The following is a 23,046-nucleotide window of genomic DNA, read 5'->3' on the forward strand; positions in this document are numbered from 1 at the left end:
GATTCGAGACGAACTACCAAGAGATATTGCGATGCTTGAGGAACACCATCCAGATCTGTTAGAGGAACTGCGCGAGGTCGTCTGTGAGGAGGCAGCTCCCGAAGAGGAGCAGTAGTTTCGGCAGAGGAGAACACGCTATTGGTGACCCTGCCGAAACGGGCGACTCAGCGTTCTATTCACTGTCCCACATCTCGGTCTCCGCTGTGGCTCGATACATCGCTGTCAGCCCGTCCGACCAAGCCGCCGTGCTTTCGGCGTGTGCATCGTCTGCGAGCGCCTGTACCGAGGCGTCAAACAGCGACAGCGCCTCCTGGAACCGCGTCGACGACCGCTCGAGGTCGGCGCCAGTTACCCCCGAGGTACCGAGGTGGACCGCGGCGAGTTCGTTCGAGAGCGGGTCAAGGTCGTCGAGCCGTAGGTCCTCGCGAAGGATGTCCAGCTGGAAGCGGGCATCGGCTGCCATCACAGATGGGGCGGCAGTTTGTGAGAGGAGTCGATCGATCTCGAGGATGTCCGCGTGGACCCACGGAAGCGACAGGTGAAGATGCAGGTGAGACGTTAGCGACTGTACCTCACCCAACACACCGAGGAGTTCTGTGGTAAGCTCCGTAACGCCATCGACGGAGTGGGTGAGAAAGCCCTTGATCTGGGTGAACTGGAGGTCCTGCGTGAGAGCACGCACCCGATTTCGGGCCGGCTCGATGTCGTACGGATCCGCCTCGGGAGGCTCATCCATCGCGGAGAACTCGCCTGTACTCCGGTCGTACGCCGTTAACGTCGCCAGAGCATCGTCGATGAACGCATCGGTCAGCCGTCCCCCCTCGAGAGCAACCGGCAGGTCGAGGGCCGAGAGTAGCGCCTTCTGGACCCGAATATAGTTCTCGGCCTCTGCGATCATGGCGCTGATATCCTGGTCCGCGAGCGGCCACGTTCCAGACCGATCGGCTGCAGCTTCGACAGCAGTGACTGCGGCCTCGAGATTGGTAGCTACTTGTTCGAGATCTACTGCCAACACGGAACTCAGAGATCCGATAGGGGTACTTGCGAGGAGGTCGTAGTTCTCCTCGAGTTTTAGACAGGCGGTTTCGATGAACGGGAGTGCCTCCTCGCCCCTCATACGGGCTTCTGCTCGGCTGCCCCGCTCGGCTACCCGTGGCCCCACCGCCAGCCCACCGATGGCGACGGCAGTCCCACCAAGCACCGTCCGCCGCTTCAGGTCATCGTCCATTTCGGTACGTCTCTAACTGGCTTCCGTCAGTATAAAAATATTTAATTATCATACTATCATACATAGGGAGAAGACACGGACGAACTGCATGACTACTTTCTCTTACACCGACTCTCCGATCGAGACGTCTATACAGTCCCTCCAGCCCACGTTTGCAGCGCTGTCAGAGGCGCTTCAGCGGCGTGAACGCGGCCAACGGCGACTCGCGACGGACGTCTCGCTCGAGGTTGCCCCGCCGGCTCGGGAACTGTGTGACCCCGATGAGGGCGCGATCGACCTCGAGGACCTCACTGGATCGGCCTCGATCGGAGAGCGCGAGCTCCACCGGATTCGGAAGATTTCAGAGGTGTACGAACGGGAACTGCGAATCCGGCTGCCGACCGGCGCGATTTATCGCGCCGCGCTCACGGCGGGGAAGATGACGACGATCGGCGGTATTCTCATCAGCCTCGATGGCGTCCGCGAAGCGACGACCGAGATCGAAGCCGCGTACGCAGACGGTGGGAGAGAGAACGTCGACGACGAACTCCTCGAGGATTTTTACGTCGCCTCGGGCGTGTTCATCGGGGAACTGGTCCTGATGATGACGCCGTTGTCGGCGAACTTCGCGTTTCAGGCGACGGGCCGCCTTCACAGCCGCCTGCTGTGGCACCGCTTCAAAAACTACCGCTCGGCGTATCGAATTCTTCTCCATCACATCTATTACTTCCTCAATGGACTTCCGAGCCTGGCACTGCACACCATCGGAGAGGTCGGTGACCGAGTCACCGACTTCGTCCGCTCGGTGGTGTTCCTGATCGAGACGACCTGGGACCTCTTCGACGAACCCGCCGTTCTCGACGAGGTGTCGTCAGCGACTCTCTCGCGACGTGTCTTTCAGAGTGTGCTCGACTTATCGCTCGAGGACCTCCGAAACCAGTTCGGGAACTGGTTTGACCAACTGGAGACCTACGTTGAAGAGATCGTTCGTGAACTACGTGATCACTACGGTGACCTGTTCGAAATTGCACTCGGAGACGTTTCAGTCCGCGAACTCGTCACAGAGGTCGTTCAGATTCTCCTCGACAGACGCTAGTGGCGTTAATTCGATTCTCATGGCTACGGCTCACCCCCTCTCGTAGTGATTGTCCGCCGGACACTGATCCAGATGAGAGTTGACGCACCGACAACCTGTCAATCCAGTCCCCGATCCATGCTATCAGCCATTTTCTCCCACTCACTCTTTTCAACCTCCAGTTTGACGTCCTCGCCGAGTTTCTTCTCCCGGTCGATCGTCCGCGCCAGTTCCTTGCGGATCTTCACCTCGAGGGCCAGATCGCCGCTCGCCTGTGCCTCCGCCGCCATTTGGTGTAAGCGATGGCGGTTCTCCTGGATTTCGACCAACGACGAGACGTCCCGTGCTCTCCCGGAGCGATAGAGCTCCGAGAGCCAGACGTCCATCGTGGTCAACTCTGCCGTGATCGCCTCCTCCTCAACGTCGTACTCGGCCGCCACCTCTGAGACCACCGTCTGTTCGTCCTCGCCCTCGAGGACGACCCGTTTCCACAGTTCGCGCCGTCGTTTCCGTACGTCCGGTTCCATACCTTCCTCCCTGGGATCGCCGCCCGTCGCCACACCCCACCGATGCGGGGCGGTCAACCCCGGTATGGTGCGGCTGGCGGGCGGCTCCGGTCCGGGAAGCACGGAATAGCATGCCGAGCGATCGAATAAAGCTTTGCCACTGGCGCTACCCGTCGGGTATCGGCCACCTGGGCGGTACTGGCCTCGAAAGCTGACCGGGCAGTGACGCTCACTCGTCGTTGGCCGCCGACCGCTCGGCGACCGCCGTCGTGGCGTCTGCCACCCACGCCGGATCGAACGTCGTCTGGGCCTGCTTGACGCGGCCCTCGCGCCCCCGTGAGTCGACCCAGGTCTCGATGAGGCCCATCGTCTCGAGGGCGGTCAGAATCTCACGGATCGCCCGATCGCTCACCGCGCTCTCCGCCGGGACGTCCAACTCCTGGTAGGCCGCCTGGATCTGGGCGGTCGTCACCGGCTGGACGATCTCGCCTGCTCCGCGCTTCCAGGACGTCATCGCGGTCAGCACGAGCAGATGCTGGAGCGGCAACCGCGACAGCTGGTCGACGACCACCGTTTTGTCGACTCCCTCGAGGTTCGCCGCGAGACACTCCTCGGTGACCGTCTCGAGGCCCTCCTCGTTGGCGGTCTCGCCGGCGCGCCGGAACAGGGTCAGCGCCTTGCGGGCGTCGCCCCACTGGTGGGCGGCTTCGCGGACACCGTCCTCGAAGACGTCGTCGGGGACCGCGCCTTCGCAGAAGGCGCGCTCGAGTCGTGGACGGAGGATCGCCGCGAGTTCGGTGGCCTCGTACGGCGGGAAGAACACCGCCTCGCCACCCAGTGCACTCCGGACCCGACTGTCGAGTCGGAGGTCCACCTCGAGGAGCTCGTTGCTCACCAGAAACACCGACAGCGAGATGTCGCGTTTCAACTTCCCTTCCCCACGCAGCAGCCGGTAGAAGAACTCAGACGGATCGTAGTTCGAGTCGTGGCGGATGTGATCGATCTCGTCGAGAATCAACACCGTCCAGTCGGGGTAGGCCTCGAGGGCCTCCCAGATGCTCTCGAACACCCCATCGAGGCCCTCGTAGGCACCCTTCTTTGCGCCGGTGAGTTCGAAGTGGATCTCGTTGGCGGCGCTAAAGAGGGTGCGACACTCCTTCAGATTCACGTACTCGACGGCCACCGAGCCGTGACTGGCGGCGAACGCCTGACACACACGGCGGACCGTCAGCGTCTTGCCGGTCCCCGGTGGCCCGTAGATCGAGAGCGTCGGCGGGAGGTATCCCTCGTGGACGCCGTTCAGGATCGTCGCCAGCTCGCGCTCGTGTGTCTCACGGGCGGCGATCCGTACGGGATCGGCCAACGGGTCCAGTGCACCCTTATCCCGGAAGACGCTGTCGGCGGGGGCAGTCGCATCGAAGAGGTCGTCGTACTCGCTCATTGCAGACCGTTCCAGCGGAACTACGAGTGTGTATGCGGATCAACAGAATAATACTTCCCCATAGACGATCTGCCTGGTCACGGCGGTCTCCGTGGCTCGTTCCACCCGCTCTCGACCACTTGGTTTCAACCGACGGGGACTGAACAGAGACCGGTCTAAAAAATCAATAAAATCGGAAGAGGCGCTGTACTGCCGGAACCCACTCGAGGCCGAACCCGGTTCGGCGGACGGCTACCTCCGAACCGAGGACATCGATCCCGACGCACTCACCGTCCTCGATGGGTGTCTCGAAATACTAGACTTCCCTGCCAAAACCTCCTCAAGGAACCCGGCGACAGAGTCACCATCCGGTACGTCCACGAGACCCGTACCGCGGTCGAACGCACACGGGGCCAGCTCGCTGCTCATCCACTGCAGTCCGGATGTCACCCTGTTCCTGGCCCAACTTGACTCCTTCTCCAGTGGACGAATTTCCGCCATCCCCGTGTTCAAATGCGCCCGATGGCTGTCTCGCGTATGAACGACGATTCACGATCCCTATTGACCACGGAAACCCAGGCGGTCGGCAATTGGATCTCGATCGGCCACCCGACGGTCGCGGAGCTCTGCGCTCGCGAGTTCGACTTCGTTATTATCGACACTTCAAGGGCTTCTGAACTGCTACCCATTAGCCGATCAGATTGTGGATCAAATCACCAACTGGGGCTGTTGTTAGCTGCAGGTCCGATAACTATATGAAAAATAGTATTCCATATTATTTTTCCCGTCTTTCATTAAAAGATGGTTATAAATAGAGCCGTTACTTATCTACGCAACTGTATATGGGGGACGATCACACGTTCACGCGGCGAACGGCTATCCAAGGTATAGTTGGTGCAGGAGCCCTCGGAATCGCGGGCTGTCTCGGTGACGGGGATGAAACTGATGTCCGAGTTGCGATGGGCACTGGCGGGACCTCCGAGGAGATGACACAGGCCCTCCAGCGGGTCGTTGATTCGGAGTCGGATTCCGTTCGAATCGTTACTCAGGGCACGTCGGGTGATCCGGAGAACGTTCGTCTCTACAACGACGGTGACGTCGACGCGTACACCGGGAACAACTCGAGTATCATCTCCGCGCTGAACGACGACTCTCCTTTCGATGAAGAACCGGTCGACGACGTCGCACCACAGGGTTTTCTCCTGCACACGTTCCATTTCCATTGGCTCGCGGTTGATGGTAGCGGAATCGAAACCACCGACGATCTCATCGGACGGGACGTATGGCCACTTCAACCGGACTGGGGTATCCGTGGACTTGCCGCAGACGTTCACGAGAACGCGGGAATGTGGGACGAGTTAGACGAGACGACGGTCGATATTGACGCCGGCGACGTTGCCGGAGCGATCGAAGAGGGTCGAGTTGAGGCCCTAATCGGATACGGTGCGAACTTCACCGGCTTACCGGGTTGGTTGACCGAAGTCGACGCCCGAACGGATATTTATGCCGTCGAGACGACTGACTCCTTCCGAGATGGTATTGATGCGACAGAGGGTCTGTCTGCGAACGAAATCGACGTTTACGGCTACGAGCAGGATATCGGGACGGACACGATAGTCACGTGGGATGAACCGGGCCAGTTGTGGCTGAGCGAAGAGGTTCCCGACGAAGCTGCACACGAACTGGCACGCATCAGTCACGAACATGTCGAGGACATTCGTGACGGCCAATCCTCGTACCCTGATCACTCCGACATTTCGATCATGACCTCTGGGTACATGGACGACGTCCCCGTCCATGGCGGCGTCGCTGATTTCCTCGAAGAGCATGACGCGTGGGAAGACGAGTGGGAGCGCACATAGCGAGTGAAAATAAGTGCAAACACCCTGTCTCGTACGTTCTGACCATCAAACAGATGGAATATTTGACACACAAGCAATGTCTATCATCCAATGAGTACTCAAGAACGATCACGTTCGGTAGCAACACGACTCGATTCCGTATTAACAGCAGGGACCATCGTCTTCTGGTTGTTTATCGGTGTATTTGCGTACACGCTGTTTATCCCGAGACGACAGTTCGGTGTTCTCTTCTTGGGTGCGATGGTGTGTCTCTACGTTTTTACTGAACTAGTCGACTCAGTGGACGACGGTTCAACACTCGACTCACTCCTCTTGGCAGTTTCAGGAATAGGGACAATCGCCACAACGGCCTACATCGTGATCCAGTACGAACTTCTGATCACGGTTCGATCTGGCTATGCTTATACACACGAGTACGCTCTCGCAGGATTGTTCCTGTTCACAATTCTCTATCTGACGTATCGTGAGTTCGGACTCTCGTTTCTCGGGGTAGTGATCGCCGCGATTGCCTACGGGTATCTCGGTCCATATTTCCCTGGGTTGTTTGCCCACGGAGGGTACAGCACGACGCGTATACTCAATCTCCTCGTATTAGACGTCAGAGGTTTCTACGGAAACCTGACCGAAATCGTTGGCGCGTGGGTTGCACTCTTTTTACTTTATGCGGGCTTTCTGAAGGCCTACGGTGCGTTTGACCTCATCCTCAGAGTCGCTTTCCGGGCGGGGACGTACGTTCGATCGGGCGTCGCTCAATCAGCGGTCGTCGCGAGTTCGATTATCGGCTCGGTAAACGGGTCTGCAGCGGCCAACGCCGCAATGACAGGGTCGTTCACCATTCCACTCATGAAAAAGAGCGGCCTTCGATCGGATACCGCCGGGGGCATCGAATCCGTTGCCTCGTCTGGCGGACAGCTGCTTCCACCCGTAATGGGCGCTGCAGCGTTCGTCATGGCATCGCTGCTCGGGATCCAGTACGTTGACGTCCTCGTTGCCGGATTGCTTCCGGCGGCCATTTTCCTGGCAGCGGTTGGTGTTGCAGTTCACTACACGTGCGTTTTGCAGATGGATTCGTTCGACTTTGACGCCTCACAGCATATCGATGAAACCCGAACGAACGCAGAGTTGCTTCTCGAGGGGATTCGGTTTACCATTCCGTTGCTCGTCCTCGTCTACCTTCTCGGCGTTGCACAGTGGACGGTCATGACGTCTGCACTCGCTACCTGTGTCGCGATGTTCATTACTGGTATTGGAGTTCCCTTGCTGACGAACGTCTACACCTCGAACAAATCGTGGTCCGCTCTAGGGCGGCAGTTGGGCACTGAAACCGTTGAGGCCAGCAGGTACGGAGCGATAACGCTCGCCCCGATCGCCATCATTGTTGCCGCAATCAACGGCGTCGTCGATCTGTTCGTCTCGACTGGTGTTCCCGGTCTGATCTCGCTTGCGCTGATTGATCTCTCTGGAGGTGTGATGGCCATCGCGATTCTGCTTGCGTTTATCATCTGTATCATTCTGGGACTGGGGATGCCGACCGTAGCCGCGTACACGATTGTTGCGTTGCTGATCGCTCCCAGCCTGACGAGTGACTTTCTCATTCCGGATCTGGCGGCACACTATTTCGTGTTCTATGCTGCAATCATATCCGGGCTAACACCACCGATTGCAGTCAGCGTTGTCGTCGCAAGTGGCGTTGCCGGATCGAACTTCTGGAGAACCTGTAAAGAAGCGTTGAAAATCGCTGCACCCCTCTACGCGCTACCGATCGCATTTATTTACAATCCGGAAATCGTCGTCGGAGGACTTACTGGTCCCTCTTTTGTATCTGCGGCTATCACGCTCGCAGGAGCGATAATAATCGTCCACGCACTCAACTACCCGATCTTCGCGTCCCACTCGAAGGTGATTCAGTACGCGATCCGACTTGTCCTACTCGGTGTGGGCTTTCTGGCAATGGTGTATCCCGGCTATCTCGTCCGGTTGATATTCGTCGGGATCGGTGTTGGGTTCATCGCACTCCAGTTAGGTGGCATTATCGACACCAAAGTAAGCGAACTCTCCGCGTCAGAACACTCGTAGTCCCTTGATCGCTGAGTAGGCAGAAATTGATCCTCTTCGAACCACCATACTATCGCGAGTCTCTCGTTAGTACTAATCCTCCTCTTCACATATAACAGAACGAGGATCATCTGTTAGTTCGTATAGACCTGGGGCAAGGCGATCAACATGCTCGTGCTCGAGAAAGCGCTTCAAACGCTCGCTAGCATATGGACGGGAGATATCAAGCTCTTCGGCAAGGTACTGTGGAGTAACACGTCCATCCTCGAGTTTTGCTACGATCTTTCGATCAGTATCGTTCAAATCGTCGTCCGTGAGCGTCACTGCGTGGTTCTTTACGGCCATATACTAACATTGTTGTGGAAACATTAAGTATCTAACCCAAGGTTGCAACCAAACGTAGCTTACAATACGTAATCTATTTGTGGATGCGTGTTTTACTGTGAACTACGCACGGGACGGCTACAAAATGGCCGACGCGCTGGAACGCGTCTGACCGTGCCTTGGAATAAGGCAATGACGAGTACAACCACCACGCACGAAACAGTTACGGATGCACAGCCAGAGAATACTATCCTCCTCGAGCGTTCGGGCAGCTACTACAGCTACCTCGGCCGCGACACCAAAGGCCACCATCACCACGTCGACGAACAGACCGACACGGTCTACGTAACCGACGACCGCGCAGAACGATTCCTCCCCGACAACGCGGGCCTGTACTGGTTTCGAATCGCCGGCAAACCAGACCACGTCGAAGACCTCTCCCAGTACGACGACCGCGGCCTCGAGGAGTGGATCGCGTACGTCGACACAAAACGCGGCTGGGAGGAACGTCCACCAGCTATCGGAGAAATCGTCGCCGACGTGATTCGAGGTGGCGTCTAATGACCACCACATTCGATCTCACAGCTCCGCTCACTCCCACCGACCTCGAGTCGACGGACTGTGAGTTCCACACGATCGGAACGCTGACCAACGGCTTCGAGATCGAGTGGACTCCAACCCACGGCACCCCCAGAAAACTCGTGTTCGAAGTAGGTACCGAATCTTGGATCCGAACTGAACTCGAGTACGACCCCACCACCGACCACTGGCGGGAAGTCGGCTTCGAACACCTCGAGGACGCGACCCTCACCGACTGCACCAATAGAGGTCCTGCCGATGAGTAACCACCACGAGTCCCTTGCGGATAGACTCGGCTACTCTCAGAACCTCCCCTCCCTCAACGTCGGTGATCACGTCCGCGACCGGGAGGAGCCCAGCCAACTACTGCTGGTCGCCCAACACACGGCAACCCCAGCAGCCGAGTACTGCCTGGGCGATACCACCACGACCGTCGCCGACGTCAATCCGGAGTACGACCCGACCGACGAGGTACTGCTCGTCGCCTACCCCCACTCGAGTGCCGCCGATCTCGCCGACCTCACCATGGGACCGATCCCACGCGGGCGACTCGAACTCGTGACCCGCTTCCAGGGAGGGCCACAATGAGCCTCACGACACTCTGTGGCCAGCCCGTCGGGACCCGTTGCCTGCATTGCACCCATAGGTTCACCAAAGACGACGTCGCGACTGTCTTCGTCTCGCGGCCAGCTGGCGAGGAGCGGACGATCCACCGTACCTACTGTGACAATTGCAGCCCCACAGCGATCCGCCACCCCACCCTTGGGTGTACGGAGCTCCTGGTGCGCTGTCGACTCCGATCGAACACTGACCTCGCCATTTGTGATCCCGAGATACTCGCCTCAAGTCCCCCAACGGAGAGCCATCCGGTCACACCCAACAGGACTCGAGACACCTCCCTCGCGAGTGAAAACGCAGAGAGATCGACAGTGGGGGTGGCCAATGGCCGATAATCCAGCGGGGCTCCCACCGAGGGAGGTGGCCACACGCCTCGAGCAGATCGCCGCCGACCTCGAGACCCTCGAGGCCCACCTGCCAGCACCACTCACGCTGGCGTCCACTCGCCAGGATCTCCACACGACAGCTGAGGCCTGTGGGCGCCTCGAGACAGCGAGTCCCGACACCGAGGCTCGAGGGGAGACTACCGAGCGGAAACCCCCATGATATCCTCTCGAACACACCCACAGGTCGCAGTTCCACCGGTGCCAGCGCCGCCGATTGCCCACCATCTACCCCAGAGCCATGTCTTCGAATTCCCACGCTGACCAGTCCGACGGACAGTCCACTCCCGACCGCACAGCGCACGTCGAACAACTCCAGAACCGAGTTGCCCACCTCGAAACCACCATCGAGCGCCTCGAGGCAACACTCACAGGCGAACAGCGCAGACGCCACCAACTCGAACGCCGCCTAGCCGAACTCGATCGCAACGTCCAGGCCCAGCCCACCGTTGAAATCCGCGGGAAACACTTTATCGAGAACGTCTGGATCGATGGCCTCCCGATCGGAAACGGCGTGCAGATGCGGGCACAGGAGATCGAGGCCCTCAAGGCTGACCTGCTGGCGATCGAGGAGCGGGTTCACGATATCGAGGTTGGCGAGATCGATCCGGGAGAACTGATCGCCGAATCCGGTGGGACCGCTCTCGAGGAGCTGCTCCCGATCCACCAAAACTACCTCACGGTACAACACGTCCCTCGCGAGCAACACCGGCTATACGCACGTCAGGAACTCGCCGCACGAGTCTTCCCACATTTCGAGCAGTATGCCCACACGAACGAGGGGCGGATGGTACTGACATCGAACGACGTCCGCAAGATCATCAATCGCGAGATTTACTCACCCGAACTCGCAAAACACCTCGACGTTGATAGCCCGAACAACAACACGATTCGCGAGTCGATGAAGTGGATTGGGACATTCGGTGCTGACCTCCTCGAGTTCGACGACGAACCAAAACAGAACCGGATCGTCGCCGATCGTGGCGACTGGCTCGCATACACCAAGCGAGTGACTGCGGACGCACTCATGGTACCTGAGGAGACCACTGAACCGACTGACCTCGAGACGGAACCTACTGCACCGTCTCTGGGAGGCGACTCGGAGATCAGGTTTGACGGAACACCTGACGACGAATCCAGCAGGTGATTACAGTGTCGTAACCACACCTCGAGAGACCGCGTAATCAGCGCGGCTCCGCACGATCCCTCCAAAGGGAGACCAGTGATACATTGTCGCTGGTCTGCGGTGGAATGAACGGTCGGCTACTGTGAGGTGTCCTCGATACTCGTTTTCTACTCGTCTAGACGCCTCGAAACGAGGTGTCTCGCGTGATTACGCCACAACGTCGGCAGTGATTACGACACCGTAATCACTCTTCACCGGCTCGTTCCAGATGATGTGGGGCGTCGTGAATCGGAGTCTCCGATATTCGACTATAACTGCCCGAATGATTCACACCCTCTAGTGATTGGTGTAACGACGGAGGCGAGATTGGTCAATCTCACGTCAAAATCAACCACTCGTTACAAAGAAAACGGAGTAAATCACTATGCGGACGACTACCATAGAAGTTAAAGGTACAAACCATGCCCATCGATATCGACCGGTTCGACGAGCGCTCTCCGGAGGAATTAGCCGAGATGAGCAATCCAGAACAGGTGCTCAAGTTCCTCTACGAGAACCATGATCGGGCGTGGAAAGCCGCAGAGATTGTCCGCCAAACGGACGTGAACGCAAACTCCATCCACCCCGTTCTCGCCCGTCTCGAAGACCGGAAACTCGTTCGAAACAAGGGTCCGTATTGGGCCATCACCGACGAGATGGATCGCCTTCGGAATGCCTATGATGTACACCGGGCCACGCGCCTCTTCGATGACCTCTACGGCGAAGAGGATCGAGATGAGTGGATCAAGGCGAGTGAACAGGCCAGCGAATGAGGATCCTATAGAGCAGGTTTTCCTCCGTCATCATACATAAATTCAAACACGTCTTCTTACAGTTAGAGATTATTTAAATTTGGAATACAGTAAGGGATCGCCAATTGTGTATATGTGGTTCATGGCCAGTCTCACAATTGCATAAATGGAGGCACAAGGTCTTATTCATCACATCGGGAATATTGGAACAGATATCGGTACAGACGGACTCGAGTTGTTACGTTTCCTTCAGACCCAACCAGCGTCAACGAGCGAAATCGTTTCTCATACGGACCTTGCTCGACGAACGGTGTACAACTCAGTAGGGCCGCTCGTGGATGCCGAAATAGTCGATAAAATTGACAACGAGTATCATCTGAACGGGGGTGGCGCCATCTTACTCAACGCGTACCAAGCAGTCGAGCCGCAATATCGTGATGGGGTTGTAACGATAGCTGGGCGGGAGTACCTTCTTCAACTACTGCAACAACTCCGTCATCACCCAACCGATAAACGAGATCTTGCTGCTGATCCACGTTCACCCTCCGAATCAACGATTCGACGACAGCTCCGTACCTTGGAGAAAGAAGAATGGATTATACGGACAACGAACGGCGAGTACACGCTGACTCCGGTGGGGGAAGACGTCCTGCAATCGTACGAGTCCCTCGAGACTGCCATAGCAGAAATCCTGGACAAAAAACCATGTCTACGAAACATCGGTACTGAGTGCGCCGATCTTCCAATCCGGTCTCTCGCCAACGAACGGATGGATATTGCGACCCCTACACGTCCCCAACGAACCGCCCATGGGTATGTCGAATTCATCAACGAAATTGATCCAGAGGAGGTTGATCATATCCGTTTCTTTGCGTCATATTTCGACGTGCGTCACGCGAAAGCTCATGATCCGTTCGTCACCGAAGGGGTTCGTATCGATCTGATCAGCCCCGATAAAGCGATGGACAATATCCCGACTGACACAGATGCTCTCAAGTACATTCTCAACGGCTTTGAGGCAGACAACACTAACTGGCACATCTATCCCGATAGCAAACTTCCAATGGGGCTCACGGTCATTGATGAAGACTGGGCCATATTTGGTGTTAGTGAACCAGCGAACGCAAGTCGGATCTCTGGGGTCGTTTTTGCATCAGATGACGAAGTCGTCCAGTGGGCGATCGATCTTTTCGAAGACTATCTGGAACAGTCTCAACAACCGTTCCAACACTTAACACAAAAAATCAGAGAACCATTTGAGAGGCTGCCAAAACTCGTGGGGAAGTCGTCGTCTTATTCTCTCAAAACGAAGTAAATCACTATGTAGCCGGCTACCTTAGCAGTCGAAGAGAAAACCATGGACAAGGGGACCAATGATGAAGTCGGCCTTTCATATGAGTATGAAACCGAGATGGATGGGCACTTAATTGAGCTCGGCGTTCACTATCAGAACTCAACCTGCGAACCACAAATTTGCTGGCGATTCGATGGTGGAACCCCTTCTGGAAAATGGGCTACGCTCAAAATACCAGATAATGCATCACGGCCACAACTAACGCCGTACGTGACGCTTGAAGTGGCAGAGCCTCAACTCCGTTTTGGACGATTCGGAGACGAGTACGTGACTGTCGGCGATGAACAGCGAAATTCGGTCCCACTTTCTGAAGAACTTGCGACTGAATTGCACAACCGGCTAACGCACCTTGGGCGAGTTAGCGAATCGGACGCTGTCAGCGACGATCCGACGGGGTTCCCATCGCTCATTCGAGACCCAGATCTCCCCGTAGAACCTGTTGAATGGGAAATCGTTGGATGGGATGAGAACACCAAGATCATGTGGTACAAAATATCGGATTTCCCGTCCCCTTCTGAGGAGTGGGCCGTCGAGTTGGAGGAACAGAGAGCGCAATCACCTCGAGCGTATCAGATTGAAAACGGAGATTTAATCCTACGAAAGCATTATCGGCTGGATATTGCCTCACCAGAGGATGGCAGTCTAATCTCTATAAACTCAGCTCACTGATCTCAGCTAATTCTCAGATTGTGTATACAGATGGTCTCTAGCCCTGAAATAGAGGACATACCAGGTCTAGTAGTGTATGTAAGATTGGCTGTGCTGTCATCACTTTTCACAGTGTGTACGTCAGTGCCTAGTTGCCCCCTCTCGAGAATGGTGTAATTGTTGGACGCAGGGTAACCTCGCGTCTCAGAGATAGACCACCATGAAATCAAATAGTGACAACTATCCCTCGATAAGATGGGAGAAGACTGCGCCACTCCTTACTCGACTCGTAGATACACAGACCGCCACAAAGTCTCACAATCTCATGACCGACGGCGGCACCACCACACAGAACAAACCTACCGACGACACCCCGACCCTGCACGTCGGCGACCACGTCCGCGATCAGGAGGGCCCCACACAACACCTGCTCGTTGCCGGCCTCACAGATACCCCAGCCAACGAGTACTGCATCGGCGGCACTACCACAACTGTCGCCGACGTCCACCCCGAGTACGACCCGACAGACAAGATCGTCAAAGTCGCCTACCCTCGAGCAACCGCGACTCGCCTCGAGGACCTCATCGTCGGCCCCGTCCCACGTGGTCGCCTCGAACTTCTTACCCGAATCCAGGGAGATGATCTGTAAATGATATCCAACGCACCCCTCCTGAGTCCTCGAGTGATACACCTCTGGCGGTCGACTGCTCACCTAGCGAGGACACACGCACCCTAATCGAATGTCGTCCGAGAATCAGGGAGTTGGCGGGAGTACAGCACAATCGCGTGAGGAGACCGCAGATAGCGTCGACCAACTTTCACGAGAACTCCAACAGGTTGCAAAAGTATCCCAACAGCTCCATTCGAACGTCAAATCGCTCGAAGACGAGAATCAAACGCTTCGTCGCCAGGTCGACACCCACCGCGAGCGGATCGCCGACCTCGAAACCCGCTGTGACAAAAGCGACCAAACACGAACAGACCTCGCACGGAAGGCCACCCAGGCAGCGACAACTGCCGAACACGCGACGGAGATCGCTCGCGCTGCAAGCGCGAAAGCCTGTCAGGTCGAAGCGAGTCTCGAGGACACCACAGACTCCTCCGAGGAGCCCACGAGAGTGCTCCCCGACGACGTCGAGCCATCGTCGAGTCCACTGGATTTCTTCGCGAACTGCCGCCCGTACAAAGTCAAGAAACGCTTCGTCGACGAACGCAGTGAGCACAACTCCTACAGAGCACTGCTAGTCGCCCAACGCTGGGAGGAGTTTGCAACCAAACGCACGGATGGCAGTGGCGTCTTTTACACCCGTGAGGACGTCCGCCAGGCGCTGACTGCGATCATGGGCGAAAAGCCCCATGGGACGACCATCACGCGCGTCTGGGAGGCGATGGACCGACTTGGTGGGAGCGACCTCGAGGAGTCGACCCGCCAGGTGAGTCCAACCCAGTCTGCCACGCAGATCCTCACGATGGATCGCGAGACAGCTGTCGGACTCACAGAGAGCAGGTACAGTCATCTCGATCTCCTCGGGGACGGTTCGACTACAGGACGCGTCACGCCCGTTGTGACCCAGCCCGAGGCCGACCCGCCGTGAGAACGCAGAGATAGCCACCCACAGGATAGAGATCACCACGCGAACGATCATGGACGTCGACTCATCGGTTGACGTCGCCGCTCTCGCTAGTCACAACGACAAGGAACGCCCTCTCGATTCAGTGGTAGTGGGAGTGAAGATAACACAGAATCTAAGGTTATCTTGGGTGTAGCGGGGTGTGGAGGAGAGATCGAACCCGAACGCCGAGCTGAACGACGGACTCGTCGGCAAACGGGACTTGGGATCACGTGATGCCGAACTGTTTTACCGATCGCTCGCGTGTGTAGAGGTATGGGCGTCTACGCTGACGACGTAGCCGAGTTCTCGAACTCGGAGTCGACCGACGACGAGGACCGATCACCGCTGGGCGAGCGGCTTCGTGGAATGGCCGAAGAGCTTGATCTCGACTCCGTCGAAGAGGTTCGACAGGTTCGAGAGCGGTCATGAGACTGTTTCTCGATACGAACCTCTTTATTGCGACCGTTACCGATGAGCCAGCCCACGGTGAGGTCGCTACCGAACTCTTAGACGGCGATCACGAGTTGTTGACTTCGACGTTGAATCTCATGGAACTGCGAACTGTATTGACGAAGAAACAGCGTCTCGAACTGGACCGCGTTCGTGCGATACAGGACGAGATCACAGCTGACGTGTCGGTTGTGATCCCCGATGGCAGATATGATGGACGCCAACCGGCTCCAGCTTGAGACGCTGTTGTATCCGCTCGATTGCCTGATTCTCGCGTGTGCACAAGGCCACGATGCTGACCTCGTCTCGTTCGATTCCGAATTACAAGACGCCGGGGCACTCGCACCGGACGACGTTCGCTGATCGCGACGCGTCGCGCTCGAGGCGTTCGCACGCGCGGTAACGGTCGAGATGGGCGGTTCTGCGTTCCTCTGTGATTATTCGATGACCGGACACTTCCCGCCTTGAGGCGCTCACCTCCGCACCGAAAACATCGACCCCCACGAGATCGACGTTCCCGACGGCCAACTCGAGAAACTCACCAAAGACGACGGCCACACCTACTACCGCCTCCCGGAGAGTGAGGACCCGCTCGAGCGCGACACTAACATCGCGCTCGCCCACGGCGACCTCCTGCCGGTCCAGCAACTCGCCGACTGGACGACGAGATGCTCCGGTCGACGGCGAACAGCCTCCCCGTTCGGCTCGCTGCGAAACTCTGGCGGGTCCGCACCGACCCAACCAGAGGCGATAATCCCTGGCAGAGCGGCTGTAAGGGGATTCGCGAGTACGTCAAAGCCTCGGAGATGAAACACTGGACCCGCAGGCAAGAACCCGGCACGAGCGACGCCTACGCCAAGAAACTCGTCTCGAGAACCATCGATGTCATCCAGGATCTCACCAACCACCGCCTGGCGATCCGCAAACAGACCGAACGCAAGAACGGGCTTCCATACACAGAACGCCGCCTCCTCGTGCCCGCGGACGCCGAGATTCCGGGCGAAACCCACACCGGAGGGGAGTCGACCCCGACGACAGCTGACGTCCACGGGTAGGACTGTCCACCCACCTGCGAACCCCCTCGAGAGAGACACCCCTCTCAACGCACGAACCCGATCCACTCCGGTCGCAGCTGTTCGCCCGGATCGACTACAGGAATGGCTGTCAGTCAGTCGATAGTCGTCGAACGGACGCGATACGCTGTTCTGGACGTGACCGAGGACACCAGCTGTCTACGGACCGGGCTCGAAACACCTGGGATGAGGGAGGCCCGTTAGGGCCACGGTGGCCGACACCGACTACGCCACTCTCCGGGAGCTCTCGGTGTGCGGGATGAGACCGCCCACATCCCGACGCTCGAGGCGGCTCACCGGGTGCACTGACACTCGTAGGCGTGCTGGCTGAAGTGCTTGACCTGCTCGTGAACGGCGACAGCAAGGTCGAACAGCATGTCGGCTTGCGCCGTCGTGGCCACCGTAGTGCGATAGTACGCAGCCGACCGGTTGTCCGTGTAGAGCGTTTTGAGCCGCCGTGCGGTTTCCTCGGAGAAGACGCCTAACGCCGCGGCCCGGTCGTACGCTCGTGTGTGATTCTGGAAGTTGTCGATCGAATCGTTCGACGCAAGCAAGGCATAAAACTCGAGGGTTCGTTCGATGGCGGCGAACGACATCTCGATCACGCTCGTGTGATAGCCGTCGTGTTCGCGAAGCGTTCGACACGCATCGAGGAGCCGACAGGCCTTTCGGAGCTGTATCACCGGCGGCTGATGGACGTCCGGATCGAGTCCCGCCTCGTAGTCGGGGACGCCGGCCGTATACCCATCGAACGCGTCTTCGGCCCGCTCGAGGGCGTGGAGAACGGTCGCCGAATCCTCAGGCATCCGTCAGCACCTCCTGTTTGAGCCGGCGGAGGTCCGGGGTTTCGTAGAGCGTGATCGCATCGGTGAAGATCTCGGTGAGTCGGTCGGCGTAGTTCTGTGCGGAGTCGACGGTTTCGACCAGTATCTGGAACGCGTAGCGCTCGCCGTCGAAGCGGTCTCGACTGAGGTCGGTCGCGAGTTCGTTCCCCCGGTGTCGGGCACCGCGAGACCCCGCAACCAGCACCCAGAGATCGATATCGCTCCGGCGGTCTGCATCGCCGCGGGCGACACTGCCGAAGACGAGCACGCCTCGCACGTCGTCCAACTCCTCGCGGAGACGGGCGACTGCCGTCCGGACGGGGACGTGGAACTCGGGTTGGGGAATGCGGAGCACGGGGTCATCCGGGCGTTCCACCACGCGGCGGTTGATTTGGACGGGCCGTCGGTTTCCCTCAGCGCGTGCGATGACGAGGTCGTTTGCGGCGAGGACGTCGACGGAGCTCTTGACCGAGTACGTCGAATGCCCAGTGAGACGGCTCAACTCGCGAATCGTGAACGCCTCGTAGGGAGTATCCAGGAGCAACCGGAGGAGATCGTTCGTGGCCGTGTGCCGAAACAGGTCCGGCTCCGGTGCGGGAATCGGAAGTCGGATACTCCCGACTGCAGCCGAGTCGCGCTCCTCGCGTTCCGGCCGGTTCTGTTTTGTCATGCCTATCGTGTTTGCTCTAACATCACAAGGTTAAAAATAGATTTCGGAAACTGAGAGACACGGTGACCGACACCGACCGCCTCGTGGCGGACGATAGCGACGCTCGCCGGATCGACGTCCAGACCGAAACCCTCGTCGCCCGGGTCACTGACGCCCAGCCCGAGGCCGACCCGCCGTGAGAACGGAGAGATAGCCGCCCACAGGATAGGGATCACCACTCGGACGATCATGGATGTCGGCTCATCGGTCGACGTCGCCTCCCTCGCTAGTCACAACGACGAGGAACGCCCTCTTGATTCAGTGGTAGTGGGAGTGAAGATAACATAGAATCCAGGGTTATGTTCCTACTCGCGCTCACAACGGGTGTGACCGATCAGTACGTCGATCAACCGGTGTCTCAGCTGCTCCCGAAAGCAACGGTAAAGCCACTCGCCGAGAACGGCGAAAGAGAACAGACTTGTTACGAGCACAGGTCACGACCGCTCCGCACGGTGCCAGACTGTTATCGTTGCTCGCGTGTGTAGGGGTATGGGCGTCTCCGCTGACGAAGAACCAAGTTCTCGAACTCGGACTCGAGCGACTCCGATCCACCCACAGTTCCCACAGCGAATGGCCGCTCTCCGTTTATTGTCGGCATCGGTCATCGGGATCAACTTTCCAGGTGGCGTACTCCCTACCGCTTACGTTCTCAAAAAGGCCTCTCACCGAGGTTCAGAATGATCACCACTCATCACACAGATCGGTCCCGACAGAAGCGCCATGTCTGGGGCGTTCGAGATGCCAACGGCCAGAAAGACGCCTACTACATCTATCGAGGACGGGACCACTACTTGGAGCTCGAGTACGACAACGGCCACCTCCCACATGAACTCGGCGACATTCAGGCGATCGACGCAACGGGCTTCAAACGACACCAAGCCAGCCGTCACTACGTTCTTCGCGTTGGCTACAACTTTGATGATATCAAGACGACAGCGCTTGTTGATTGCGATACCAGCGTCATCCTCGATATCCATTGCTCGATGAAACAACCGCACGACACCCAGGTCGGACGACAGGTACTCAGAAGAAATCTTCCCCACCTGACCACGATCACCGCCGACAAAAGCTACGACTGGGGCGCGCTGCGGCACGAACTCAGGGGTGCTGGCATTCGCCCGGTGATCAAACATCGTGAGTTCTACGCACTTGACAAAGCGCATAACGCTCGTCACGACGAGAATGTCTATCACCGCCGCTCGATCGTCGAAGCGATCTTCTTCGCATTGAAACATCGGTTCGGCGAGACGTTGCGGGCGAGAACGTGGTTTGGACAGTTCAGAGAACTCGTCCTAAAGGCCGCTGTCAGAAACATCGAGCAAGCCGTGAAGCTCTGACACCACTGATCTCACGCGTCTAAACAGGCCCCACGGCGCATATTCAGCACGGAGGAGAATTGATACCTGCACTGTCGCCCCGCGTGAATCGTCCAACAGGAGACAACGTAGCTGATGGGAGATTCGCTCGATCACACCGACTGGGAGAGAAACGACAAACAGTTCCTCGAGATCGTGGAGTCGGGCGAGCCGCCGGAGTTGAACACGGTCACGTACGACCTGACGGTCGGCTGAGGCGAAAACGTCGGTGTCGGTCGAGTAGCTTCCGATCTCAGCGCTGGGAATCCCGTAGGATCAGCGGACCGATCGCGAGGGTCCGCTTTGCGGCCGTTGTGATCCGCAGGATATACGAGGTCAGCAGCAAGAACGGAACGAGCGTAATCGTAAAGGTGATCGCGACGACCCAGAGCAACGTCTCGACCCCGAGGATCACCCCCGTGAAGGTCGTCGCGTCGACGAATGTTATCATCATCCCCGAGACCAGCAGCGCCGGAATCGCGGCGTAAAGAATGTACCGCGAAAGATTGATCAGCTCCCACTGGAAGTACAGCGTCTTGATGTGCTCACGGGCCGGACCGAACATCGCGAAGGAGGCCCGGAGATCCTCGAGGGCGTCGCGTTGTTCCTCATCGATGTCGTCCTCGTAGTCGGCCAGCAGGCGCTCGATCTGAAAAATGTTCCAGGAGTAGTTGTAGTCCATCGAGGCGTGGACGACATCGAACGTGCCGAATTTCGCGCCCTCGAGCTTGTCGCGGACGGTCTCGGCGTTGCCGGTGATGCTGTCAACGAACTCATCGACCTCGTCTCTGAGGTCATCGTTGTCCGTCGACTCTATGGTCTCGTCGAGGGTATCGGCGCGTTGCTTTGTCGCGTCGATGATCTCCCGGATGAACGCCGACGGATCGGCCGGTGCCGGCTTGTCGGTAAGCTCTTTGATGTAATCTCGGAAGTCGAGCGTCTCGCTCATCCGCGTTCGCTGTTCGCCGAGCGGGCCGTTCTGCTGTGAAATTATCAGCTGGCTGATGGTGACGACGAGGATGACACCGGTGATCAGCGCGCCAACCATCTGCGCGTACAGCGACTCGATGACGCCCCGAGTCTGCAGTAGATCCGAGAGCGTCGGTTCGAGGAGGGTCCCGAGCATAAACAGCCCGAAAAACGATCCCGCGAGCACGCCAGTGACGAGCTGTCGGTTCGCCCCCATGAGCAGCCAGAGCTTGATCCGACTCTCGTCGGCCCGCTCGCGCATCGTGTTCTGAGTGCTGACTTCATCCTCGTTCGTGTCGTCACTCATCGGCGTCACCACCCGCCTGTCGTTTGAACACGAGGTACTTGGTACCGCCGCCAGTATACTCGATCGTATTGACGAACTCCCAGCCCTCTCGCCCGTATTTGTTGAGAAGTTCCTGGGGATCGCTTGCTTCCTCCATCGTCGTCTCGCGGGGTGGCCGGCTCGTCTCGTATTCCCAGACGGTCTCCTGGTCCGTTGGCATACTTGTATATCGACGATTCGCCGAAAAAGGGTTCGCGTTGCCATTCCGGATCGGCGACTCGAGAATTGGCCGACGGTGGCGGGACCAAACCACGCAAAATAACGCAATCGCAGTACTACATACAGAGAACGGATTTATCGGTCTGTCTCTTTCCAGTCGTCCGGGTCCCCTTCACGGAATTCACCCTTGGCATGGCGCTCGCGGGGCCAGAAGGTGACGCCCAGCAGTACGACGTAGAACACAGCCACAACGGCAACCACAGCAATCCCGGGGATACGGGCGATTTCAGCGGTTGTCAGCCAGTCCTGGCGTGGCGCAAACGCTGTAATCCTGAAGATCCACGCGACCAAGAGGACACTGAGCAGAGCAAGGTACACACGCCGGAGCCGGTTTGCGAGTGCTTCGTATACCGAGACTTTCAGCGTCGGCCTGCGATAGTCCCTGCTCAGTTCCGCTCGCCAGTCATGACTTTCAGTGCCTTGGGACGGATCGAGGGCGTTTGCGAACAGGTTCTCTTGGATGACTCGAGCACGAGAGCGAAAGACATCGTAGTCCCGGTACCGCCGTGCTTCGATGCCCAGAAAGATGGTGACGACAACGGTCCCGATCAGCAAGATATAGTGTGGGTTATCGGTACTCGAAAACGCCCACGTCAAGATTGCTGCCATCAGCGTCACCGCCCACGTCGTCGTCTCGTCGAGGCGCTGGCGCCACGTCCCCACTCGGTCTATCTCTCCGCGATAGGCGTGGGCCATCACCGAACCGAGTTCCGTACTGTCGTCAACCATTTCGCGGCCGACCTCCCGTTGGTCTGGTGCTGTTGGGTCGAACTCGTCGCTACTCGAGTCGGTCATACAGGAGAGACATCTCCTCGCTCCATAAGCAGTTATGGTGACAGCATAATCTGAGTGTCATGTACTGGAGAACATCGAACAGTACGCACGCACAATGATCGGCTGATTCAACGCAATCCGACCGAAACAAACGAAATGACCGTGCTAACTAGATGCTCTGCATGCAGCAGGCAACTCCTATCAGCTATTGATGATTTCAACAGGGCCAAACAACTTTATCGAAACCGGATACACGACTGCCATCAGTGAGGGCGGGATGGGGCTCGGACTGACGTTCGTCCAAGAGATGGCGACGCTGTGCGGGTGGCAGTGCTCGGTCACCAAGAGTGCGACTGGTGGTGCGCGGTTCGAATTTCAGAATGTAACCGAGATGGAGAGCGCTACCCACTAACTGAGACCGCCTGTTTCAGCAGGTGTACCCCCTCGGTTTGGGCAGAACTGACAGCCTACGGTGGAAGATCTCTGAAAAACCGGGTGTCAGTAGAGGCAATACAGATGGGTAACCGATTTTAGGTGAGTTCGGACCGATAGATCGACACCTTCGCCGGTGTTATACAGATTAGGCAAGAAAACCCACGACTTTAGTCGTGGGAGGATGTCACATTGGGTAGTTCAGAGCCAATCACGCGAAATAAACCCGCCCGTCGTGCTGAAGTATTTCTCTATATTCAGCAGTTCACTTTTGACAGTGACTCGGCAGTTCGATCACAATCTGCTGAATAGAAAGCGCGAATGTCCCATGGTT

The 23,046-nt window shown here is 57.7% G+C and carries 26 protein-coding genes and 2 pseudogenes; 19 read left to right on the forward strand and 9 right to left on the reverse strand.

The features are described from left to right. Positions 1-172: 172 nt before the first annotated feature. Complete coding sequence (locus AC6I6S_RS16315) at positions 173-1,228, reverse strand: hypothetical protein (RefSeq protein ID WP_497951659.1); 1,056 nt, start codon at positions 1,226-1,228, stop codon at positions 173-175. Between the two features lie 88 nt (positions 1,229-1,316). On the opposite strand from AC6I6S_RS16315, the gene AC6I6S_RS16320 reads away from it, so the two are divergent. Continuing rightward, a complete protein-coding gene (locus AC6I6S_RS16320; protein WP_497951660.1) occupies positions 1,317-2,303 on the forward strand; it encodes a hypothetical protein in 987 nt (328 codons plus the stop codon). 98 nt (positions 2,304-2,401) lie between these two features. Here the strand turns inward: AC6I6S_RS16320 and AC6I6S_RS16325 are convergent, their stop codons facing one another. After that, complete coding sequence (locus AC6I6S_RS16325) at positions 2,402-2,809, reverse strand: hypothetical protein (RefSeq protein ID WP_497951661.1); 408 nt, start codon at positions 2,807-2,809, stop codon at positions 2,402-2,404. A 208-nt stretch (positions 2,810-3,017) separates the two neighbouring features. Further along, positions 3,018-4,229: a Cdc6/Cdc18 family protein gene (locus AC6I6S_RS16330; RefSeq protein WP_497951662.1), complete on the reverse strand. Its 1,212-nt coding sequence runs from the start codon at positions 4,227-4,229 to the stop codon at positions 3,018-3,020. 821 nt (positions 4,230-5,050) lie between these two features. Here AC6I6S_RS16330 and AC6I6S_RS16335 point away from each other — a divergent pair. Next, on the forward strand, positions 5,051-6,070 hold the full coding sequence (locus AC6I6S_RS16335; RefSeq protein ID WP_497951664.1) for a TAXI family TRAP transporter solute-binding subunit: 1,020 nt from the start codon (positions 5,051-5,053) through the stop codon (positions 6,068-6,070). A 90-nt stretch (positions 6,071-6,160) separates the two neighbouring features. After that, positions 6,161-8,146: a TRAP transporter permease gene (locus AC6I6S_RS16340; protein WP_497951665.1), complete on the forward strand. Its 1,986-nt coding sequence runs from the start codon at positions 6,161-6,163 to the stop codon at positions 8,144-8,146. Positions 8,147-8,218: 72 nt separating this feature from the next. Here the strand turns inward: AC6I6S_RS16340 and AC6I6S_RS16345 are convergent, their stop codons facing one another. Beyond that, complete coding sequence (locus tag AC6I6S_RS16345) at positions 8,219-8,449, reverse strand: winged helix-turn-helix transcriptional regulator (protein ID WP_497951666.1); 231 nt, start codon at positions 8,447-8,449, stop codon at positions 8,219-8,221. Positions 8,450-8,641: 192 nt separating this feature from the next. On the opposite strand from AC6I6S_RS16345, the gene AC6I6S_RS16350 reads away from it, so the two are divergent. The 15 genes and pseudogenes from AC6I6S_RS16350 to AC6I6S_RS16420 all read left to right on the forward strand — a co-directional run. Continuing rightward, the gene (locus AC6I6S_RS16350; RefSeq protein WP_497951667.1) at positions 8,642-9,010 is read left to right on the forward strand and encodes a hypothetical protein; all 369 of its coding nucleotides are present in this window, start codon (positions 8,642-8,644) and stop codon (positions 9,008-9,010) included. Next, positions 9,010-9,294 (forward strand): hypothetical protein, encoded by a 285-nt coding sequence (locus tag AC6I6S_RS16355; protein ID WP_497951669.1) that lies wholly within the window; start codon positions 9,010-9,012, stop codon positions 9,292-9,294. Before AC6I6S_RS16350 ends, AC6I6S_RS16355 begins: the two co-directional genes overlap by 1 nt. Further along, positions 9,287-9,616 (forward strand): hypothetical protein, encoded by a 330-nt coding sequence (locus AC6I6S_RS16360; RefSeq protein WP_497951670.1) that lies wholly within the window; start codon positions 9,287-9,289, stop codon positions 9,614-9,616. Before AC6I6S_RS16355 ends, AC6I6S_RS16360 begins: the two co-directional genes overlap by 8 nt. Next, on the forward strand, positions 9,613-9,981 hold the full coding sequence (locus AC6I6S_RS16365) for a DUF8112 family protein (RefSeq protein WP_497951672.1): 369 nt from the start codon (positions 9,613-9,615) through the stop codon (positions 9,979-9,981). The genes AC6I6S_RS16360 and AC6I6S_RS16365 overlap by 4 nt, the downstream gene beginning before the upstream one ends. Beyond that, the gene (locus AC6I6S_RS16370; protein ID WP_497951673.1) at positions 9,971-10,192 is read left to right on the forward strand and encodes a hypothetical protein; all 222 of its coding nucleotides are present in this window, start codon (positions 9,971-9,973) and stop codon (positions 10,190-10,192) included. Before AC6I6S_RS16365 ends, AC6I6S_RS16370 begins: the two co-directional genes overlap by 11 nt. A 78-nt stretch (positions 10,193-10,270) precedes the next feature. Further along, a complete protein-coding gene (locus AC6I6S_RS16375; protein ID WP_497951674.1) occupies positions 10,271-11,176 on the forward strand; it encodes a hypothetical protein in 906 nt (301 codons plus the stop codon). 440 nt (positions 11,177-11,616) lie between these two features. Next, on the forward strand, positions 11,617-11,967 hold the full coding sequence (locus tag AC6I6S_RS16380) for a MarR family transcriptional regulator (protein ID WP_497951675.1): 351 nt from the start codon (positions 11,617-11,619) through the stop codon (positions 11,965-11,967). Positions 11,968-12,112: 145 nt separating this feature from the next. Beyond that, positions 12,113-13,261, forward strand: a complete 1,149-nt coding sequence (locus tag AC6I6S_RS16385) for a transcriptional regulator FilR1 domain-containing protein (protein ID WP_497951676.1) — start codon at positions 12,113-12,115, stop codon at positions 13,259-13,261. A 42-nt stretch (positions 13,262-13,303) separates the two neighbouring features. Further along, the gene (locus tag AC6I6S_RS16390; RefSeq protein WP_497951678.1) at positions 13,304-13,969 is read left to right on the forward strand and encodes a hypothetical protein; all 666 of its coding nucleotides are present in this window, start codon (positions 13,304-13,306) and stop codon (positions 13,967-13,969) included. Positions 13,970-14,273: 304 nt separating this feature from the next. Next, positions 14,274-14,597: a hypothetical protein gene (locus AC6I6S_RS16395; RefSeq protein WP_497951679.1), complete on the forward strand. Its 324-nt coding sequence runs from the start codon at positions 14,274-14,276 to the stop codon at positions 14,595-14,597. Between the two features lie 91 nt (positions 14,598-14,688). Beyond that, a complete protein-coding gene (locus AC6I6S_RS16400; RefSeq protein WP_497951680.1) occupies positions 14,689-15,543 on the forward strand; it encodes a hypothetical protein in 855 nt (284 codons plus the stop codon). A 291-nt stretch (positions 15,544-15,834) separates the two neighbouring features. Continuing rightward, positions 15,835-15,990 carry a hypothetical protein gene (locus tag AC6I6S_RS16405; RefSeq protein WP_497951682.1) on the forward strand — a complete coding sequence of 52 codons (156 nt, stop codon included), beginning with the start codon at positions 15,835-15,837 and terminating at the stop codon, positions 15,988-15,990. After that, on the forward strand, positions 15,987-16,250 hold the full coding sequence (locus tag AC6I6S_RS16410; protein ID WP_497951683.1) for a type II toxin-antitoxin system VapC family toxin: 264 nt from the start codon (positions 15,987-15,989) through the stop codon (positions 16,248-16,250). Before AC6I6S_RS16405 ends, AC6I6S_RS16410 begins: the two co-directional genes overlap by 4 nt. After that, positions 16,225-16,374 carry a PIN domain-containing protein gene (locus AC6I6S_RS16415; protein WP_497951965.1) on the forward strand — a complete coding sequence of 50 codons (150 nt, stop codon included), beginning with the start codon at positions 16,225-16,227 and terminating at the stop codon, positions 16,372-16,374. The genes AC6I6S_RS16410 and AC6I6S_RS16415 overlap by 26 nt, the downstream gene beginning before the upstream one ends. Before the next feature lie 105 nt (positions 16,375-16,479). Continuing rightward, positions 16,480-17,066 (forward strand): annotated as a pseudogene (locus tag AC6I6S_RS16420) (DUF8008 family protein); the annotation flags it as partial. A 311-nt stretch (positions 17,067-17,377) separates the two neighbouring features. Here the strand turns inward: AC6I6S_RS16420 and AC6I6S_RS16425 are convergent. Together AC6I6S_RS16425 and AC6I6S_RS16430 are read right to left on the reverse strand one after the other, a co-directional pair. Beyond that, complete coding sequence (locus tag AC6I6S_RS16425; protein ID WP_497951685.1) at positions 17,378-17,890, reverse strand: DUF8154 family protein; 513 nt, start codon at positions 17,888-17,890, stop codon at positions 17,378-17,380. Further along, positions 17,883-18,578 (reverse strand): nucleotidyltransferase domain-containing protein, encoded by a 696-nt coding sequence (locus AC6I6S_RS16430; RefSeq protein WP_497951686.1) that lies wholly within the window; start codon positions 18,576-18,578, stop codon positions 17,883-17,885. Before AC6I6S_RS16430 ends, AC6I6S_RS16425 begins: the two co-directional genes overlap by 8 nt. 863 nt (positions 18,579-19,441) lie before the next feature. Here AC6I6S_RS16430 and AC6I6S_RS16435 point away from each other — a divergent pair. Then, a pseudogene (locus AC6I6S_RS16435) lies at positions 19,442-19,954 on the forward strand (IS5 family transposase); the annotation flags it as partial. A 271-nt stretch (positions 19,955-20,225) separates the two neighbouring features. Here AC6I6S_RS16435 and AC6I6S_RS16440 read toward each other — a convergent pair. The 3 genes from AC6I6S_RS16440 to AC6I6S_RS16450 form a co-directional block, all read right to left on the reverse strand. Continuing rightward, positions 20,226-21,248, reverse strand: a complete 1,023-nt coding sequence (locus AC6I6S_RS16440) for a DUF7972 family membrane protein (protein WP_497951687.1) — start codon at positions 21,246-21,248, stop codon at positions 20,226-20,228. Next, complete coding sequence (gene sp36, locus AC6I6S_RS16445) at positions 21,241-21,447, reverse strand: Sp36 family protein (RefSeq protein ID WP_497951689.1); 207 nt, start codon at positions 21,445-21,447, stop codon at positions 21,241-21,243. Before sp36 ends, AC6I6S_RS16440 begins: the two co-directional genes overlap by 8 nt. 134 nt (positions 21,448-21,581) lie before the next feature. Beyond that, positions 21,582-22,301 carry a DUF2270 domain-containing protein gene (locus AC6I6S_RS16450; RefSeq protein WP_497951690.1) on the reverse strand — a complete coding sequence of 240 codons (720 nt, stop codon included), beginning with the start codon at positions 22,299-22,301 and terminating at the stop codon, positions 21,582-21,584. Between the last annotated feature and the right edge of the window lie 745 nt (positions 22,302-23,046).

The sequence above is a fragment of the Natrononativus sp. DTA114 genome (assembly GCF_059736515.1).

What these genes read in the sequence shown, in the direction of transcription:
- AC6I6S_RS16320 (WP_497951660.1), top strand. Translation starts at nt 1,317, where the DNA reads ATGACTACTTTCTCTTACACCGACTCTCCGATCGAGACGTCTATACAG.
- AC6I6S_RS16380 (WP_497951675.1), top strand. Translation starts at nt 11,617, where the DNA reads ATGCCCATCGATATCGACCGGTTCGACGAGCGCTCTCCGGAGGAATTA.
- AC6I6S_RS16400 (WP_497951680.1), top strand. Translation starts at nt 14,689, where the DNA reads ATGTCGTCCGAGAATCAGGGAGTTGGCGGGAGTACAGCACAATCGCGT.
- AC6I6S_RS16430 (WP_497951686.1), bottom strand. Translation starts at nt 18,578, where the DNA reads ATGACAAAACAGAACCGGCCGGAACGCGAGGAGCGCGACTCGGCTGCA.
- AC6I6S_RS16405 (WP_497951682.1), top strand. Translation starts at nt 15,835, where the DNA reads ATGGGCGTCTACGCTGACGACGTAGCCGAGTTCTCGAACTCGGAGTCG.
- AC6I6S_RS16390 (WP_497951678.1), top strand. Translation starts at nt 13,304, where the DNA reads ATGGACAAGGGGACCAATGATGAAGTCGGCCTTTCATATGAGTATGAA.
- AC6I6S_RS16375 (WP_497951674.1), top strand. Translation starts at nt 10,271, where the DNA reads ATGTCTTCGAATTCCCACGCTGACCAGTCCGACGGACAGTCCACTCCC.
- AC6I6S_RS16340 (WP_497951665.1), top strand. Translation starts at nt 6,161, where the DNA reads ATGAGTACTCAAGAACGATCACGTTCGGTAGCAACACGACTCGATTCC.
- AC6I6S_RS16385 (WP_497951676.1), top strand. Translation starts at nt 12,113, where the DNA reads ATGGAGGCACAAGGTCTTATTCATCACATCGGGAATATTGGAACAGAT.
- AC6I6S_RS16410 (WP_497951683.1), top strand. Translation starts at nt 15,987, where the DNA reads ATGAGACTGTTTCTCGATACGAACCTCTTTATTGCGACCGTTACCGAT.
- AC6I6S_RS16330 (WP_497951662.1), bottom strand. Translation starts at nt 4,229, where the DNA reads ATGAGCGAGTACGACGACCTCTTCGATGCGACTGCCCCCGCCGACAGC.
- AC6I6S_RS16315 (WP_497951659.1), bottom strand. Translation starts at nt 1,228, where the DNA reads ATGGACGATGACCTGAAGCGGCGGACGGTGCTTGGTGGGACTGCCGTC.
- AC6I6S_RS16440 (WP_497951687.1), bottom strand. Translation starts at nt 21,248, where the DNA reads ATGAGTGACGACACGAACGAGGATGAAGTCAGCACTCAGAACACGATG.
- AC6I6S_RS16360 (WP_497951670.1), top strand. Translation starts at nt 9,287, where the DNA reads ATGAGTAACCACCACGAGTCCCTTGCGGATAGACTCGGCTACTCTCAG.
- AC6I6S_RS16350 (WP_497951667.1), top strand. Translation starts at nt 8,642, where the DNA reads ATGACGAGTACAACCACCACGCACGAAACAGTTACGGATGCACAGCCA.
- sp36 (WP_497951689.1), bottom strand. Translation starts at nt 21,447, where the DNA reads ATGCCAACGGACCAGGAGACCGTCTGGGAATACGAGACGAGCCGGCCA.
- AC6I6S_RS16450 (WP_497951690.1), bottom strand. Translation starts at nt 22,301, where the DNA reads ATGACCGACTCGAGTAGCGACGAGTTCGACCCAACAGCACCAGACCAA.
- AC6I6S_RS16355 (WP_497951669.1), top strand. Translation starts at nt 9,010, where the DNA reads ATGACCACCACATTCGATCTCACAGCTCCGCTCACTCCCACCGACCTC.
- AC6I6S_RS16425 (WP_497951685.1), bottom strand. Translation starts at nt 17,890, where the DNA reads ATGCCTGAGGATTCGGCGACCGTTCTCCACGCCCTCGAGCGGGCCGAA.
- AC6I6S_RS16415 (WP_497951965.1), top strand. Translation starts at nt 16,225, where the DNA reads ATGGACGCCAACCGGCTCCAGCTTGAGACGCTGTTGTATCCGCTCGAT.
- AC6I6S_RS16325 (WP_497951661.1), bottom strand. Translation starts at nt 2,809, where the DNA reads ATGGAACCGGACGTACGGAAACGACGGCGCGAACTGTGGAAACGGGTC.
- AC6I6S_RS16365 (WP_497951672.1), top strand. Translation starts at nt 9,613, where the DNA reads ATGAGCCTCACGACACTCTGTGGCCAGCCCGTCGGGACCCGTTGCCTG.
- AC6I6S_RS16370 (WP_497951673.1), top strand. Translation starts at nt 9,971, where the DNA reads ATGGCCGATAATCCAGCGGGGCTCCCACCGAGGGAGGTGGCCACACGC.
- AC6I6S_RS16335 (WP_497951664.1), top strand. Translation starts at nt 5,051, where the DNA reads ATGGGGGACGATCACACGTTCACGCGGCGAACGGCTATCCAAGGTATA.
- AC6I6S_RS16395 (WP_497951679.1), top strand. Translation starts at nt 14,274, where the DNA reads ATGACCGACGGCGGCACCACCACACAGAACAAACCTACCGACGACACC.